Origin of the sequence: Streptacidiphilus anmyonensis (assembly GCF_000787855.1) — a bacterium.
GTDB lineage: Bacteria > Actinomycetota > Actinomycetes > Streptomycetales > Streptomycetaceae > Streptacidiphilus > Streptacidiphilus anmyonensis.
Window position 1 is genome coordinate 1 of sequence record NZ_BBPQ01000065.1, and the last position, 16,386, is coordinate 16,386.

General features: G+C 73.0%; 16 protein-coding genes. 6 read left to right on the top strand and 10 right to left on the bottom strand.

Going from position 1 to position 16,386, the window contains the following annotated elements:
- The 8 genes from TR50_RS49375 to TR50_RS34035 form a co-directional block, all read right to left on the bottom strand.
- Positions 1–199 (bottom strand): hypothetical protein (locus TR50_RS49375; RefSeq protein WP_236654707.1); only part of this gene is annotated, 199 nt, incomplete at its 3' end.
- Positions 192–875 carry a hypothetical protein gene (locus TR50_RS43200; RefSeq protein ID WP_052441663.1) on the bottom strand — a complete coding sequence of 228 codons (684 nt, stop codon included), beginning with the start codon at positions 873–875 and terminating at the stop codon, positions 192–194. The genes TR50_RS43200 and TR50_RS49375, both read right to left, overlap by 8 nt.
- A 212-nt stretch (positions 876–1,087) precedes the next feature.
- Positions 1,088–1,828 carry an HAD-IIA family hydrolase gene (locus TR50_RS34010; protein ID WP_042431464.1) on the bottom strand — a complete coding sequence of 247 codons (741 nt, stop codon included), beginning with the start codon at positions 1,826–1,828 and terminating at the stop codon, positions 1,088–1,090.
- Positions 1,829–2,196: 368 nt separating this feature from the next.
- Positions 2,197–2,886, bottom strand: coding sequence for a phosphonatase-like hydrolase (locus TR50_RS34015; protein WP_042431394.1), 690 nt, complete (start codon positions 2,884–2,886; stop codon positions 2,197–2,199).
- Complete coding sequence (locus TR50_RS34020) at positions 2,886–4,007, bottom strand: TIGR03364 family FAD-dependent oxidoreductase (RefSeq protein ID WP_042431401.1); 1,122 nt, start codon at positions 4,005–4,007, stop codon at positions 2,886–2,888. Before TR50_RS34020 ends, TR50_RS34015 begins: the two co-directional genes overlap by 1 nt.
- A gap of 138 nt (positions 4,008–4,145) precedes the next feature.
- The gene (locus TR50_RS34025; protein ID WP_236654708.1) at positions 4,146–4,928 is read right to left on the bottom strand and encodes a GntR family transcriptional regulator; all 783 of its coding nucleotides are present in this window, start codon (positions 4,926–4,928) and stop codon (positions 4,146–4,148) included.
- Positions 4,925–5,740 (bottom strand): class E sortase, encoded by an 816-nt coding sequence (locus TR50_RS34030; protein WP_042431403.1) that lies wholly within the window; start codon positions 5,738–5,740, stop codon positions 4,925–4,927. The genes TR50_RS34025 and TR50_RS34030 overlap by 4 nt, the downstream gene beginning before the upstream one ends.
- A 49-nt stretch (positions 5,741–5,789) precedes the next feature.
- Entirely contained in the window at positions 5,790–6,818 is a 1,029-nt protein-coding gene (locus tag TR50_RS34035; RefSeq protein ID WP_042431404.1) for an adenosine deaminase, read from the bottom strand.
- 152 nt (positions 6,819–6,970) lie between these two features.
- Here TR50_RS34035 and TR50_RS34040 point away from each other — a divergent pair, with 152 nt between their 5' ends.
- The 4 genes from TR50_RS34040 to TR50_RS34055 are packed head-to-tail and all read left to right on the top strand — an operon-like array spanning position 6,971 to position 9,993.
- On the top strand, positions 6,971–7,345 hold the full coding sequence (locus TR50_RS34040) for a DUF6317 family protein (RefSeq protein ID WP_042431406.1): 375 nt from the start codon (positions 6,971–6,973) through the stop codon (positions 7,343–7,345).
- A complete protein-coding gene (locus TR50_RS34045; protein WP_052441664.1) occupies positions 7,345–8,613 on the top strand; it encodes a hypothetical protein in 1,269 nt (422 codons plus the stop codon). The genes TR50_RS34040 and TR50_RS34045 overlap by 1 nt, the downstream gene beginning before the upstream one ends.
- Positions 8,613–9,299, top strand: coding sequence for a hypothetical protein (locus TR50_RS34050; RefSeq protein ID WP_042431409.1), 687 nt, complete (start codon positions 8,613–8,615; stop codon positions 9,297–9,299). Before TR50_RS34045 ends, TR50_RS34050 begins: the two co-directional genes overlap by 1 nt.
- A gap of 7 nt (positions 9,300–9,306) precedes the next feature.
- Positions 9,307–9,993 (top strand): hypothetical protein, encoded by a 687-nt coding sequence (locus TR50_RS34055; protein ID WP_042431411.1) that lies wholly within the window; start codon positions 9,307–9,309, stop codon positions 9,991–9,993.
- Between the two features lie 9 nt (positions 9,994–10,002).
- On the opposite strand, the gene TR50_RS34060 is transcribed toward TR50_RS34055, so the two are convergent.
- Positions 10,003–11,277, bottom strand: a complete 1,275-nt coding sequence (locus tag TR50_RS34060) for a DUF445 domain-containing protein (RefSeq protein ID WP_042431413.1) — start codon at positions 11,275–11,277, stop codon at positions 10,003–10,005.
- Positions 11,278–11,388: 111 nt separating this feature from the next.
- Here TR50_RS34060 and TR50_RS34065 point away from each other — a divergent pair, with 111 nt between their 5' ends.
- Both TR50_RS34065 and TR50_RS34070 read left to right on the top strand, forming a co-directional pair.
- Positions 11,389–12,576 (top strand): aminotransferase class V-fold PLP-dependent enzyme, encoded by a 1,188-nt coding sequence (locus TR50_RS34065; RefSeq protein WP_084701443.1) that lies wholly within the window; start codon positions 11,389–11,391, stop codon positions 12,574–12,576.
- A 105-nt stretch (positions 12,577–12,681) separates the two neighbouring features.
- Positions 12,682–14,847, top strand: a complete 2,166-nt coding sequence (locus TR50_RS34070) for an alpha-galactosidase (RefSeq protein WP_084701445.1) — start codon at positions 12,682–12,684, stop codon at positions 14,845–14,847.
- Between the two features lie 48 nt (positions 14,848–14,895).
- Here TR50_RS34070 and TR50_RS34075 read toward each other — a convergent pair.
- The coding region (locus TR50_RS34075; protein ID WP_052441665.1) for a beta-N-acetylhexosaminidase at positions 14,896–16,386 on the bottom strand (1,491 nt) is incomplete at its 5' end.

Genomic DNA, 16,386 nt, shown 5'->3' on the forward strand with positions numbered 1-16,386 from the left:
ACCCCAGCACCGACCGCACCGCCGCAGGCAACCCCGCACCGGACGCACCCGCCCGCGCCGAACTCCCCTGCAGACCCCCGGCCGCACGCGGCCGCACCGGCACGCCCTCCGGCACCGGGCCGCCCGCCCTGCCGTCGACGCGCGCCTGCGTGCCGGGACGGGGGCGCTGCGTCTGCGTCGTCTCCCGTCGCTCACGCATCGGCGTCCGCCGGGTGGGCGTGGAGGCGGACGTGGAAGCCGAGGCGGCGCAGGCCGAGGGTGGCCAGGCCGGTGAGGGAGGCCAGGACGAGGCCGAGCGCCGCGTCGCGGGGGAAGGTGGGGGGCGCGGGTGCCGAGGGCGTTGCCGCGGCGGACTGCGCGCCCAGGACGCGCCAGCCGCCGCCGGCCGCGGGCGCGCCGAGGTCGGCGATCGTGAGCCGGCCCGCGGCGACCGGGTGGCCCGCGCAGAACTCGTGGACGAGGTAGCTGCCGGGCTTCACGTCGGGCGCGAGCCGGGCCGCCGCGTAGAGGCCGCCGTCCGCGGCCAGCGCGAGGGCGACGGGTGCGGCGAACGCCGCCGAGCGGACCTCGCCGGTGCTGGTGTCGCCGCAGTCGGCGAAGGTCCGCAGGTCGACGGTCGCACCGGGTCGGCTCTGTTCCGGGTCGACGGTCAACGTCTCCAGCACGAGGGGCGGTTGGGCCTTCGGCCGCACGGCTCCACGCGGCGCGGCGGCGACCGCGGCCTGCGGCGGGCCGCCGCTGACGGTGACGAGCGTCGTGCCGCCGCCCGGTGCGGGCGCGGCGTCGGAGGCCAGGGCCGGTCCCGCGCAGCACAGCATCATCGGGAGCGCGGCGGACGCGAGTGCACTCGCGATCGCCCTCCGCCGCATCGCCATACGCTCTCCCTCTCCTCTTCCGCCTCGCGCTTCGCTCTCCGGTTCGGCACCTCACATCTGACTGCGTGTAAGAAATATGACGATCGCTCCGTACCCGAAACACCGACTGGGCCGGCCGGGTGAGCACGGGGATGCCGTGCCACCCGTCCGGCCCAGCCAGACGTCGATCGCGTGAGCGATCCCGGGATGTCCTTGACTCAGATGTCCTCGACTCAGATCTCCTCGACCAGCTCCGCGACCGACTTGACCACCCGCGACGGGCGGTAGGGGAAGCGGTCGACCTCGGCCTGCGTGGTCAGTCCGGTCAGCACCAGGAAGGTCTTCAGGCCCGCCTCCATGCCGGACTTGATGTCGGTGTCCATCCGGTCGCCGATCATCGCCGTGGTCTCGGAGTGCGCGTTCAGCGCGTTCAGCGCCTCACGCATCATCAGCGGGTTGGGCTTGCCGACGAAGTAGGGCTCGACGCCGGTCGCCTTGGTGATCAGCGCGGCGACCGAGCCGGTGGCCGGCAGCACGCCCTCCGTGGAGGGGCCGGTCTCGTCGGGGTTGGTGCAGATGAAACGCGCACCCGCGTTGATCAGGCGGATCGCCTTCGTCAGCGCCTCGAAGCTGTAGGTGCGGGTCTCGCCGAGGACGACGTAGTCGGGGTTGCTGTCGGTCAGCACGTAGCCGACCTGGTGCAGCGCGGTGGTCAGGCCCGCCTCGCCGATGACGTAGGCGGTGCCGCCGGGGCGCTGCCCGGCCAGGAACTTGGCGGTGGCCAGCGCGGAGGTCCAGATGGACTCCTCCGGCACGTCCAGGCCCATGCCCTTCAGACGCGCGTGCAGGTCACGCGGCGTGTAGATCGAGTTGTTGGTCAGCACGAGGAACGGCTTGCCGGACTCCCGCAGCCTGCCGATGAAATCGCCGGCGCCGGGGATGACCGTGCCCTCGTGGACGAGGACGCCGTCCATGTCCGTCAGCCAGGACTCGATGGGCTTGCGCGGCGCGGTGGCCTTCGCGTCGACAGGGCTCGCTTCGGCGGCGGAGTTGCTCTGAGCCACGACCGTTTCTCCACTCTGGTGAACTGGTGAATCACTGACTGCCCTGACCACCGCCAGCGTAGTCGGACCACCTCTCCGCCCGCGCCCCGTCCCACCAGGCAGGACGGCCGCCGCACCGCCGCGCCCCGCCGAACTTCCAGGAGTGCGGGGCCGGTACCGACCTGCGGCTGCGGCGGCGGACGCGACTCCCCACCCCTGAGGCAACCCGCGTCCGCGCGGCACGGCCGCAGACCGGTACGGACCCCGCACTCCTGCTGCCTGCCTGGGCCCGACGTGCCTTACAGCACCAGCGCCGGCAGGTCCGCGACGCTCGCGAGCACGTGCGTCGCGCCGTCCTCGCGCAGGCGCACGGCGTCGTGCGCGCCGGTGAGGACGCCCGCGACGATGCCCGCGCCGGAGCGGACGCCGCACTGCATGTCGTAGCCGGTGTCGCCGAGGACGGCCATCTCGGCGACGCTGTCGGCGGCGCCGGTCCGCAGGAACGCGGCGAGCGCGAGGTCCGGGTACGGGCGGCCGCGGCCGGCGTCGGCCGGGCACAGGGCCAGGTCGACGAGCTTCTGCCAGCCGAGCGCCTCGATGATCCGCTGCTGCGTGGAGCCGCTGAAGCCGGTGGTCAGCACGACCGTCAGTCCGGCGTCGCGCAGCCGCGCGATCGTCTCCTGGGCGCCCTCGATCGGCGCGCAGTGGCCCTCGCCGACCAGGCGGTCGTAGGCCGCCTCGAAGGCGACGTTGGCACGCTGGGCGAGGGTCTCCTCGCCGAAGAGGCGGCGGAAGACGGTGATCTTGCTCTCGCCCATCGTGGCGCGGACGTCGGCGAGCATCGCGTCGTGGCGCTCGCTGCCGGGCTCGACGCCGAGCTCGCGGGCGGCCGCCTCGAAGGCCAGCTCGACCAGGCCGCCGTCGGCGACCGTCGTCCCGGCCATGTCGAGGACCACCAGCTTGGTCGTCGTTCCGTTCTGACCAGCCATCACAGTCCCATCTCGTTCACGGTCGCCTCGCCGATCGCGGGCGAACAGGTCATGCCGCGGCCACCGGGGCCGGTCACCAGCCAGACGCCCTCGCGCACCTGCTCGCGGTGGACGACGCGGGTGGTGTCCACGCACTGGGCGTAGACGCCCGCCCAGCGGTGGCGGATCGCCGGCATCGGGCGGCCGAGCAGGTCCTCGACCACGCCGCGCAGGTACGCGTACGGCTCCTCGACGACGTCGAAGCCGAAGGGCTGGTCGTACTCGTGGGTGTCGCCGATGGTCAGCGAGCCGTCGCGGCGCTGGACCAGCAGCAGCTGCATGCGGTGCTCGGCGGCGATCGGGTGCTGCGCCTGACCGTCGTTCAGGCGGTCCAGGGCCGGTCCCTGGTACGCGGGGTAGTAGCGGAAGCTGTCGCCGTCGGCGACGGAGGTGGTCAGCGGCACGTCCAGCGGCTCGGTCTGCATCATCTGGAGCCGCACCTTGCGGACCGGCAGCTGCGGGGCGAGCTCGCGGACCAGGCCGCCGAGCCAGGCGCCGGTGCAGAGCACCACGCGGTCGCCGGTGTGCAGCTCGCCGCGGTCGTCGCGGACCGCGTTCTCGCCGACGACCTCGCGGACCTCGCGTCCGCCGAGGAAGGTGTAGCGGCCACTGGCGTGCAGGTGGTCCTGGAGGGCGCGCTGGGTGACCCGCGGCTCCACCTGGGCGTCGTACGGGGACCACAGCGCGCCCAGGTACTTGCCGCCCAGCGCCGGGTTGGCCTCGCGGACGGCGTCCGCGTCCAGCCACTCCCAGCCGCGCACCGCGGCGTCGTCCCGGGCGACCATCTCGGCGGCGACGGCGCGCTCCGCCTCGGTGCGCACCACGGTGAGCGAGCCGGAGGGACGGAACCCGATCCCCGGCACCTCGGCGGCTATGCCCTCCCACAGCTCCCGGGCCCGCAGCGCGGTGTCGAGCTCGGCTCCCTCGGACCGGCCGCCCACCCAGACCAGGCCGAAGTTCCGCAGGGACGCACCGCGCGCCTGCTCCTCCCGCTCCAGGTGGACGACCTCATGACCGCGCTGGACGGCATGCCAGGCATGCATGGTCCCCAGCGCTCCTGCTCCCACAACGATGACCTTCACGCCGACGACCTTCGATCTCCCTCATTGCGCGGCGGGACCTTCCCGGTGAATCCAGCATGAACAGGAGTGGCACGTTTGGACTAGACCCGTTATCGATTCGTGACCTGGAATCCCCCTTCGCCGTTCCGGACGCCCGTCCTACTCGGCGGCCCTGAGCTCGGTGGAGAAGCTGAACCGGTCGCCTCGGTAGAGGGTGCGGACCCGCTCGAACGGGCGGCCCTTCGCATCCCAACTACGCCGATGGAGCAGCAGCATGGGCAGCGCCGGAGGCGTGCCGATGAGCAGCGCCTCGCGCGGGGTGGCCAGGACGGTCTCGATCCGCTCCTCGCCACCGCCGGAGACCAGGCCGCCCGCGTCGCGCGCGTAGGCGTAGAAGGATCCCGCCGGGTCGAAGTCCTGGTCCATGCGGGGCAGCAACGCCACCGGCGCGTAGGTGCTCTCCAGGCCGACGCGCTCGTCGTCGACGAGCAGCACGCGCTCCAGGTGCCAGACGAAGTCGCCGCGCTCGACCCCGAGTTCGCGTGCGGCGTCGTCGGCCGCGGCGAACCGCTCCAGGCCGATCAGGCGGCGGCCGGGCGTGTGGCCCCGACGGCGCACGCCCTCGGTGTAGGACCCGAGCGCGAGCGGCTGCTCGATCTTCGGCCCGGCGACGACGGTGCCGCGCCCCTGGCGTCGGACCCGGCCCTCCAGCAGCAGCTCGCGCAGGGCGAGCCGGAGCGTCTCCCGGGCCACGCCGTAGCGCTCGGCCAGCTCGCGCTCGGCGGGGAGCGTCGCGCCCTCGCCCAACTCGTCGAGGAGTTCCGTCAGTTGCGCCTTGGCCAGGTAGTACTTGGGCATCCGGCCGTGCTCGGGGATGCCGGCCCGGACGGGTGCGCCGGGCGCGTGCGGCAGGCGAGGAGCCTGCGAGGGTGGTGGACTCACGCCCCCACGGTAGCCGGACGCGGCTGCTGCCCGACGAGACGACCCCAGACCACCATCCGGTAGAGCGAGGTGAACGCGGGCGTGCAGGTGGTGAGCGTGATGTACCGGCCCGGCGTGCGGTAGCCGTACCGGCTGGAGGGATGGTCGGTGCTGTACGGCTCGGGCAGGACGACGGTGCCGTCGCTCGGCTCGGTCTGCGGCAGGATCGAGTCGACGCGGTAGACGTAGTCCCAGCCGGAGACCTCGACGATCACCGCGTCGCCGACGCTGATCCGGTCCAGGTGGCGGAACGGCTCGCCGTGGGTGTTGCGGTGCCCGGCGATGGCGAAGTTGCCCTCCTGGCCCGGCATGGCGGTGCCGGGGTAGTGGCCGATGTAGCCGTGGTTCAGCACGGCGTACTTGTCGACGCCCTGGGCGACGGGGAAGACCAGGCCGAGCGCGGGGATCCGGACCACCGCGAACGCGGTGAGGTCCCTGGCCATGCCGTTGATCCCGGTGCCGCCCACGGAGCCTCCGGAGCCTCCCGCCGCGCCGGCGTCCCAGCTGCCGCCGCCGGAGGCCCGCGCGGGCGCGCCGCCCGCGGACGCGCCCGAGGTCGGCGCGGGCGTCGGGGCCGTTCCCGACCGCTGCGCCTGCTGGTCCCACTGGTGCTCGAGCGCGGACACGGCGCCCGAGGCGTTGGCCTCGGCGACGCGGTTGGTCCACCACAGCTCGTACGTCGCCAGCAGGACGGTCACCAGCCCGAGCGTGACGGCCAGTTCGCCGAAGAGGATGAGACCGCGGCGCAGTCCCCACAGCCACCGCGGTCCCATCCCGGCTCCCCACGCGTCTCGGCCCTGAGCTCCCTGACGCGCCGTCAGATTACGCCTCGGGGCGCGCCTCCGCCAGATGCGCGTCGATCTCGGCGAGGAGCCGTGCCTTGCCGCCCTCCTCCAGGAAGGAGGAGCGGACGGCGTCGCGCGCCAGCTCCGCGACGCCCGCCTCGTCCAGCCCCAGCAGCTCCGCGACCACCTCGTACTCGCGGTTCAGGTCGGTGCCGAACATCGGCGGGTCGTCGCTGTTGACCGTCACGACCAGCCCGGCGTCCACCATCCGCCGGATCGGGTGGTCCTCCATCCGGGTCACCACGCGGGTGGCGATGTTCGAGGTCGGGCAGACCTCCAGCGGGATCCGGTGCTCCCCCAGGTAGTCCACCAGCGCCGGGTCCTTGACGGACTGCGTCCCGTGGCCGATGCGCTCCGCGCCGAGGAGGCGCAGCGCGTCCCAGACCGTCTCCGGCCCGGTGCTCTCGCCCGCGTGCGGCACGCTGTGCAGGCCGGCCGCGCGGGCCCGGTCGAAGAACGGCTGGAACTGCGGCCGCGGCACGCCGATCTCGGGCCCGCCGAGCCCGAAGCTGACCAGCCCGTCCGGCCGCAGGTCGAGCGCGAGCCGCTCGGTGACCTCCGCGGACTCCAGCCCGGCCTCGCCGGGGATGTCGAAGCACCAGCGCAGGGTGACCCCGAGCTCCTTCTCGGCGGCGACGCGGGCGTCCTCGATGGCCTCCATGAACGCCTCGCCAGGGATCCCGCGCTTGACGGAGCTGTAGGGGGTGACCGTCAGCTCCGCGTACCGGATGTTCTGCCGGGCCATGTCCTGGGCGACGCCGTAGGTCAGCGCCCGCACGTCCTCGGCGTCGCGGACCAGGTCGACGACGGAGAGGTAGACCTCGATGAAGTGGGCGAAGTCGGTGAACTCGAAGTACCTCGCCAGCGCCTGCGGATCGGCGGGCACCGAGGTGCGCCCCTCGTGCCGCGCCGCAAGACCCGCCACGACCTGCGGCGACGCCGAGCCGACGTGGTGCACGTGCAGTTCCGCCTTCGGCATCCCCGCGATGAACGCCCGCAGCGACATGTTCTCTTCCTCCCAGATCGGCCGCGATCGGCCGGACCGTCTTCACACGGACAGGCCGGTCCCAGCCTCTCATGCGGTGAGATAGCGTGACGGATCAGCGGAAGAACACGCGAACGGGACCGGAACAGGGGAACGGGGGGTCGGGGGACACCGTGGCCGACTACTACCAGGTCGACTTGGACGCGCTGGCGCGGATGACGTCCGCGCTCCAGCAGGCGGGCGACCAGATGGAACAGGCACTGCGGCTGATGGGCGGCTCGGAGGGCGCACAGATCGGCACCGACGAACTCGACCGTGCGGCGAACGACTTCCAGAGCACCTGGCAGTACGGGCTCGGCCAGCTCAAGCAGAGCCTGTCCGACACCGACGAGGGTCTGAAGCAGGCCCAGTCGGGCTACCAGCAGATGGAGCAGGCCCTGCAGCAGGCGCTGAACCAGATCGGCTCGCAGGAGGTCCAGCCGCTCGCGGGCCAGATCGACCAGCTCGCCCCCAAGACCGGCGGCGCTTCGACCGGGGGTGGTCGCTGATGACCGGCGTGCTGCGCGAGATCAGCAGCGAGTACCCGCACCTGGGCTTCAACCCGGTCCCGGGCGTGCCGGCGGAGGTCACCGCCGTCACCACGGCGCTGACCCGGGCCACCGGCTCGCTCAAGGAGTCCGGCGCCCTGCTCGGCCAGGTCGAGCAGGCCGGCAGCGGACTGTGGGAGGGCGCGGCCGGCGACGCCTTCCGCGGTCATCTGGACAGCGAACTGACGCAGCGTCTGCAGACCGCGCAGACCTCGCTCGAGCGCGCCCTCGGCGTGCTCACCGACTGGGGCGGCCACCTGGTCGACTTCAAGGGCACCGCCTCCCGGCTCGACTCCGAGGCCGCCTCGGCCCAGGCCGCGCTCGACCAGGCCACCGCCCGGCTCAAGGACGCCCAGGCCAACCCGGATCTCGCCCTGGCCGGTCAGACCTTCGACAACCAGCAGGCGCTGGACCAGGCCCAACAGGCCCTCGACACCGCCGTGACGGCGGTGAACGACGCGCAGGCCGCCGTGAACGACGCCCAGGGACAGCTGGAGTCGATACTCAAGCGGGCGCAGGAACTCGCCTCCGAGCACGAGTCGCTGGCCCGCCGCTGCGCCCAGGAGCTGGACCACGCCGCCCACGACCTCGCCCCGCACAAGCCGGGCATGTTCAGCCGGTTGTGGAACGACTTCACCTCCGGCCTCGGCGCGGTCGGGCACTGGATATCCACGCACCTGGACCTGATCCACAACATCCTCTCCACCATCTCGGCGATCGCCGGCCTGATCGCACTGGTCACGCCGCCGCCGATCGACATCGTGGCGGGCGCGATCGCTCTGGTCGCGGGGGCGGGCGCGCTGGCGACCGACCTGGCCAACCCCCAGTTCCGCAAGGGGATCGGCGAGTTGCTGACCGGCCACATCAACAAGGAGTCGCTGGGCGCGCTCGCCACGGGTGTCGGCGACGTGCTGAGCGTGGTGCCCGGCGCGGCGGGGCTCGGCAAGATGGCGGGTGTCGGCCTCAAGGCCGCCGTCAAGGGCACCGAGGCGGCGACGGAGGGCGCCGGGATGCTGCCGAAGCTCTACCAGATCGCCGACAAGGCCGCCGACAACCCCGGGTTCGCAGCCAAGATCCTCGCCAAGAGCAGGGCCGTCCAGATGTCCGCCCTGGACAAAGCCGCGGAGACGGAGAAGCAGGTCGAGACGACCGCCCATTCCGTCGGTGTCGCCCTCAAGTCGGTGGGCGTGGTGTCGCACCTGCGCAAGGACATCCAGGAGGCGTTCTGATGGGTGACATCTTCGACCGCCTCGGCGGCGTTTCCCAACCGGAGCCCGGTCTGAGCGTGTGGGGCGACATTCCCGAGGGCTACACCGCCCTCCCGCTGAAGGACATCACCGGATCCCTCGAACGCGCGGCGACCCTCGTCACCGAGCTGGCCCCGGACGAACTGCGGCAGTTCGTCGAGCCCACCGCTGCAGCGCTCAACGCCCTGCTGCTGGACCTTGCCGACCGCAACGCCGCCTACTGCGGCCTCGGCCGGCACCTCTCGCCCGGGGATGGCGAGGTGGTGACCTCGACGCTGGTCGTCGCGGTCCAGAGCACCGGAGCGGAGGGCGATCCGCGCCAACTGCTCGGCGAGATGGCCGCCCGGCTCGACGTCGACGGGGAGGACGAGGACACCGAGGTCTCCCTGGTCGACCTCCTCGGCGTTCCGGTGCTCTTCCACGAGACGGTCCGCGACGTCCCGACGCCGCTCGACGAGGACCAGAACGCCACCACGCCGGTCTTCACCATCGAGGCCCTGGTCGCGTCGGCGGACGGCAGCAAGCTGGCGGCCGTGGAGTTCGCCACGCCGTTCATCGCCCACGGGCCGGAGTTCCGGATGATGATGGTCGAGTTCGCCGCGTCCTTGAGCTTCGACCCGCCGCCGCCCGAGCCGGAGACCAGCAGCATCCGCGCCGCACTCGGATAGGAGACCCATGTACGGCCCCGCTTCCCCGTCCCCGCTCCACGATCCCACCGTCCAGGCGGCGATCGCGGCCGAGAAGGCGCAGTCCCGGCAGCCCTTCGACGCGCTCCCGGAAGGACCTGCCCGCGCGGTCGAACTGCTGCTCACGCACTGCCCGTGGCAGGAGTACGGCTACCGCTACGGCCGATGGCAACGGCAGACGGAGGAGGAACTCGTCTGGTTCCCGGTGAACCGCTGGGTCCGGACCAAGGTGATGCAGCTCGTGGACCTCCACAGCGGAGCTCCGGTCGCGGAGGTCTATCCGTACAGCGGCATCGGCGGGCCACCGCAGTTCGAGCCCGCCGGGCGGGTCTGGGTCTGCGGCAGTCCGAACTCCGTCGCTGCCTTGATCCCTGTCGGCGCCGATCAACGTGAGATCGCGCTCGCCAGGGCGCGGCACACCATGTTCAACGACGAGTGGCTGCTCGCGCGGACTCTCGTCCACGGACAGGAGAAGCCGGCTCCCCGCCCTTACCAGGAGCGCAGGCTGTACCAGAAGTCCACCTGGGTCGCCGACTGTCCGCAGAAGCCGACCAAGCAGGACGGCTTCGAATGGCGATACTTCCAGGTCGACGAGGGCCTCCTCCACGGCGAGGCTCGCACAGCCCACTGGGAGGACCAGAAGCTGTGGAAGGCGCTGCGGGCCACCGGCCTGTAGCGAGTCGGCTCAGAGCAGCACCGACAGGGCGTGGATCAGCAGGCCCGCGATCGCGCCGACGACGGTGCCGTTGATGCGGATGAACTGGAGGTCGCGGCCGACGTTGGCCTCGATCTTGCGGGAGGCCTCCTGCGCGTCCCAGCCGGCGACGGTCTCGGAGATCAGCGAGGTGATCTCGCTGCGGTAGGTGTCCACCACGTACTCCGCGGCGTCCTCCAGCCAGCCGTCGACCTTCTCCTGCATGCGCGGGTCGTCGGCCAGGCGGGCGCCGAAGCTGCGCAGGCCGTCGCGGATGCGCAGGCGCAGCTGGCTGTTCTCGTCCTCCGCGGCCTCCAGGACCATGCCGCGCACGGCCGACCACGCGGAGGCGATGAGGTCCTGCACCTCGGGGCGGGAGAGCAGGTCGGCCTTGGCCCGCTCGATCCGCCCGATGGTCTCGGGGTCCTCGCGCAGCTCTGCGGCGAAGTCGGACAGGAAGCTGTCGATGGCGCCGCGCGCCGCGTGACCGGGGTCGTCCCGGATCTCGGTGGCGAAGCGGAGCAGTTCCTTGTAGACGCGCACCCCGATCTGGTTGTCGATGAACTTCGGGGTCCAGCCGGGGGCCTCCTCCGAGATCGTCCGGATCACCTGCTCGCGGTGGACGACCAGCCAGTCGTGGAGGCGGACCGCGCACAGGTCGACCACGCCGCGGTGGCCGCCCTCCTCGACGACGCGGGAGAGCATCCGGCCGAGCGGCTGCGCGACGGGCTGGGCGGCCGCGCGGCGGGTGATCGCCTCGCCGATCACGGCCTGGACGTCCTCGTCGCGCAGCACCGCGAGCGCGCCGCGCAGCGCGGCGGACGCCTCGCGGGTGACCTTCTCCGCACTGCCGGGCGCGGAGAGCCACAGGCCGAGCCGCTTGCCAACGCCGAGCGACCGCAGCCGGGCGCGGACCACCTCGACGGAGAGGAAGTTCTCGCCGACGAAGGTGCCGAGGCTGACGCCGAAGGCGTCCTTCTTGGTCGGGATGATCGCCGTGTGCGGGATCGGCAGGCCGAGCGGGCGCTTGAACAGCGCCGTCACGGCGAACCAGTCGGCGAGCGCGCCGACCATGCCGGCCTCGGCGGCGGCCTGGACGTAGCCCGCCCAGGAGCCGGCCCCGGAGCGCAGCGCCCAGGTGGTCAGGACGTAGATCACCGTCGCCGCGACCAGGAAGCCGGTGGCGATCGTCTTCATCCGCCGGACGCCACGCCGTTTCACCTCGTCGGAGGCGGTGTAGCGCACCGCGCCGGCCCCCGACGGCATACGGTCTACCCGCGCGTCGGACGCTTCTCTAGGCTTCATGGGGAGCGTATCCACGGAGCAAGTGTCACCCGCCTCTCAGAAAAAACGGTCGAACCGTCGGAGAGATCAACGATGGCGTCCCCCCTTTCCGTGCCCGGCTCCCACCCCGCGCAGACGGCCCACCCCGCGCAGACGGCGACCGGCGGCCTCGCCGGTTACGCCGAGCACTTCGCCGAGACGGAGGGCTATCTCGACTTCGGGCGGTTCGGCCCGCCCTCGCGCGACGTGCTGGACACCACCCAGCGCCTGCTGGAGCAGAGCGCGCACGCGGACTCCGCGACCGTGGACGAGCTGATGCGGCAGGAGCTGCGAGCCCGTCACGCGGCGGCGCGGCTGATCGGGGAGGTGCCGGTGGAGGCGGTGGCGCTGCTGCCGAACGCCAGCACCGGGCTGTTCCACGCCGCGTTCGGCCTGCCGCACGGCACGGTGCTGGTGCCGGCGCGGGAGTTCCCCGCCAACGCCTACCCCTGGCTGCGCGCGGCCCGGCTGGGCCGGGTGCAGCCGGTCTCGTTGGAGCCCGACGGGTACGGCCGGGTGACGCCCGAGCTGGTGCGGCAGGCGCTGACGCCGGAGACCGTCGCCGTCTCGCTCTCGGCCGTCGACTACCGCACCGGCTACCGCGCCGACCTGGACGGGATCCGCGAGGTGATCGGCCCGGACCGGCTGCTGGTCGTGGACGCGATCCAGGGCATGGGCGTCGCCGACCTGCCGTGGACCGCCGCCGACCTGCTGGTGACCGGCGGTCAGAAGTGGCTCCGATCCGGCTGGTCCACGGGCTTCCTGTACGCCTCTCCCCGCGCGCTGGAACGGCTGGAGCCGACGCTGACGGGCTGGACCGGCGTCTTCGACGCGGGCGTGTTCGACAGCCAGGAGCACGCGCCCGCGTCCGACGCGGCCCGCTTCTCGGTCACCAACCTCAGCCCCGTGGCGGCGGGGGCCTTCGCGGCCGGGCTGGAGCTGGTGCTGCGGACCGGAGTGGCGCGGATCCAGGCGCATGTCGCCGAGCGCACGGCGCAGCTGATCGACACCGTGCGCAGCGCGGGCGGCGTCGTGCTGTCGCCGGAGGCCGAGCAGGAGCGCGCGGGCATCGTGGCGTTCACCATGCCGCGCACCGAGCCCGACGTCGTCGCGGCGGGCCTCGCCGAGCAGGGCGTCACCGCGACCGTCCGCCCGGACCAGCTGCGGCTGTCCGCGCACGCGTCGACGACGCTGGCCGCCGTCGATCGGGTCCATCGGGCACTCACCTCCCTTCCGGTCTGACTCCGGGTTCCGATTCCCGGTTCGGGCCCTCTTTCACACCTCCTCGCACGGCCCTACGCTCAGAACCGCACACAGCCCAACAGGTTCCAACAGCGAGGATCCTCCATGCGTGCTGCGCAGACGTCCCCTGCGATCTCCCAGCCCCCCTCCCCCACCCCGGTCTCCCACGACGGCGCCACCGGCACCTGGCTGCTGACGACGCGCTCCACCAGCTACGCCCTGCGCGTCGACGCCCAGGGCGTGCCCCGCCACGTCCACTGGGGCGGGCCGCTCACCCTCGCCGACGCCGCGTCGCTGCCCCTCGCCGGCGCGGCGCCGCACAGCAGCTTCGACGGACAGCGGGCAGCGTCCGAGGAACTGACCGTCGACGGCGCCAACCGCTACGGCCCGCCGGCCCTGCGGGTCCGCTTCGCCGACGGCACCCGAGCCCTGACCTGGCAGGCCGACGGACACGAACAGCCCGACCCTGCCACCGTGCTGCTGCACTTCCGCGACCCGCACTACCCGCTGCGCACGACCCTCGGCTACCGCGTCCACCCCGAAACCGACGTGATCGAACGCTGGACCGAGCTCGCCCACCTGGGCGTCTCCGACGACATCGTGGCCCTGCGCGCCGACTCGGCGACGCTCTCCCTGCCTCCGCGCGACGACTACCGCCTCGGTCACGCCGTCGGCCGCTGGGGCGCCGAGACCCAGCTGCGCCGCACCCCGCTCCCCAGCGGCGAGACCGTCCTCACCAGCCGCACCGGCACGACCAGCCACCGCGCCCAGCCCTGGGCGATCCTCGACGCGGGCGACGCGACGGAGGACCACGGACAGGTCTGGAGCGCGGCGCTCGCGTGGAGCGGCTCCTGGCAGATCACGCTACAACGCACCCCTGACAACCAGCTCTCGCTCAATGTCGGCGCGGGCCACGACGCCGTCACCGTCACGCTCCGGCCCGGTGAGACCCACACGACCCCGCCCGTCCTCACGCTCCACGTCGCCGAAGGCGGCTTCGGCGCGCTCAGCCGCGCCTGGCACGCGCACCTGCGCGCGCACGCGCTGCCGCACCCCGAGGAGACACGGCCGGTCCTCTACAACTCCTGGGAGGCCACCGGCTTCGGCGTCACCCTGGACAACCAGAAGCGGCTCGCGTCGCTGGCCGCCTCGATCGGCGTCGAGCTGTTCGTCATGGACGACGGCTGGTTCGGCGCCCGCCGCGACGACCACGCGGGCCTGGGCGACTGGACGCCCTACCCGGGCGCGTTCCCGGACGGCCTGCGGCCGCTCGCGGACGAGGTGCACCGGCTCGGGATGGCCTTCGGCCTGTGGGTCGAACCGGAGATGGTCAACCCCGACAGCGACCTCTACCGCGCCCACCCCGACTGGGTGCTGCACTTCCCGCACCGCCACCGCACCGAGCTGCGCAACCAGCTGGTCCTGAACTTCGCCCGCCCCGACGTCACCGCCTGGGCCTTCGACTGGCTCACCCGCCTGGTCGCCGACAACGATGTCGACTACCTCAAGTGGGACATGAACCGTCCCTTCTCCGAGGCCGGTTGGCCCGACGAGCCGAGCGGGCGCGGCGACCGCCTCTGGTTCGACCACGTCCGCGGCTACCACGCCGTCGTCGACCGGCTCCGCGCGGCGCACCCCCGGCTGCGCATCGAGGCGTGCAGCGGTGGCGGCGGCCGCGTCGACCCCGCCGTCCTGGCGCGCACGGACCAGGTCTGGATCTCCGACAACACCGACGCCGCCGACCGCCTGGTCATCCAACACGGCTACTCCCAGCTGTATCCGGTGCGGACCATGGCCGCGTGGGTGACGGACGTGCCCAACCAGCAGACCGGGCGGTCGATCCCGCTGCGGTTCCGCTTCCACAGCGCGATGAGCGGCGTGCTGGGCGTCGGCGGGGATCTGACGCACTGGCGGCCCGAGGAGCTGAAGGAGGCGGAGCAGCTGGTCGCCGAGTACAAGACGGTCCGCCACCTCGTCCAGCACGGCGCGTTGTTCCGGCTGCGTCCGCCCGGCGACCTGCAGAGCCTGACGGCCGTCCAGTACCTGGCCCCTGACGCCGCGGAGGCGGCGGTCTTCGCCTGGCTCCCGCAGCCCCGCTTCGGACTCCCGGCCGCACCGCTGCGCCTGGCCGGGCTCCCCCGCGACGCGCACTTCCGCGACCTGCGCACCGGCCGCGTCCACAGCGCCGCGGTGCTGCTGGAACGCGGGCTGGACCTGGGCCTGCCGCAGGAGGACTGGGCGAGCACCGTCGTCCACCTGGTCCGCGTCTGAGCTCACCCCAGGCGTAGTGGTGGCACCGCCCGGGGAGCCGGGCGGGTACTACTGCCAGGGCACTCCGGCGGCGCGGGTGTAGGTCCACCCCTGGGAGCGCCAGAGCGGGGCCTGGGCCGCCAGGCGGACGCGGAAGTCCCTCCATCCGCGTTCCGCCTGCGGCGTCCAGGCCACCTCCGCGAGGGCCGGGAGCCGCGGGAGGTCCATCGTCTGCAGCTCGGACGGGGTGGTCAGGGTCTCCGTCCACAGCATCGCCTCGACCCCGGCGACGGAGCCCCGGGGGATGCCGGGGAGGTAGGTGTCGGGGTTCCAGTCGTAGGCGTGCTCGACGCTGACGTAGCCGGCCCAGGCCAGGCCGAGGGGGGTCGACGGGGCGTACTTCTGGTCCAGATAGGCGCGGTCGGCCGGGGACATGAGCAGCTTGGAGCCGTGGCGGGCGGCGGCCGTGACGCCCGAGACGACAGAGCTGGTCGACTGGCTCTTCGGATGCCAGACCTGGAGCAGGTCCGGCTGCTCCGCCGCGGCCTCGTCCCAGGCGACGACCTGCTTGCCGTGGGCGCGGCCGATGGCGATCGCGCGCGCCATGAAGGCCCGGTAGTCCGCAGGGGCGAGCGTCTTCGCCTCGTCGCCGCCGAGATGGATCAGAGGGCCGGGGGTGAGCTCCGCCAGGGCCGTGACCACGTCGTCGACAAAGGTGTAGGTCGACTCCTTGCTCGTGCAGACACGGCTGAAGCCGACGCCGGTGCCGGTGTACGGCGCGGGCTTCACGTCGCCCGGGCAGGCGAGCTCGGGGTAGGAGACGATCGCGGCGTTGCTGTGGCCGGGGAGGTCGACCTCCGGGACCACGGTGATGTGCCGGGCGGCGGCGTACCGGACGATGGCGGCGTAGTCCGCCGCCGTGTAGAAGCCGCCCCGGCCGCCGCCGACCTCCGTACGGGCGCCGACGGCGGCGAGTTGCGGGCGGCTGCTGACGGCGATCCGCCAGCCCTGGTCGTCGGTGAGGTGCAGGTGCAGGTGGTTGAACTTGTACAGGGCCAGCAGGTCGACGTACTGCTCGACCTGGGCGACGGTGAAGAAGTGCCGGGCGACGTCCAGTCCGGCGCCCCGGTAGGCGTAGCGCGGGGCGTCGTCGGCGACCAGGGCGCGGACGGTGCCGGGCTCCTGCCCCGCGGGCAGGAGTTGACGCAGCGTCTGGCCGCCGTAGAAGAGCCCCGCGCCGTCCCGCGCGGTGATCACCACGCCGGACGGCCCGGAGGTGAGCCGGTAGCCCTCCGGCGGGGTCCCGGCCCCGGGGTCGAGCCGGAAGGTGATCCCGGGAGCGGCGCCCGTCACGGCGCCGGCCTGCGGCGTCCGCAGCTTCAGTTCCGCGGCCACGAGCGTCGCCGCGGCCTGGGCGTCGGGACCGCCCTCGGCGCGGACGGGCGTGGTCGCGGTGACGCCGAAGCCCGCGCCCGACCCGAGCGTCAGCCGGGCCGGACGCGGCACGATCGCGACCGTCCGCGCGCTCGCGGCGGGCGTGCGGCTGTCACTGCTCGGCGC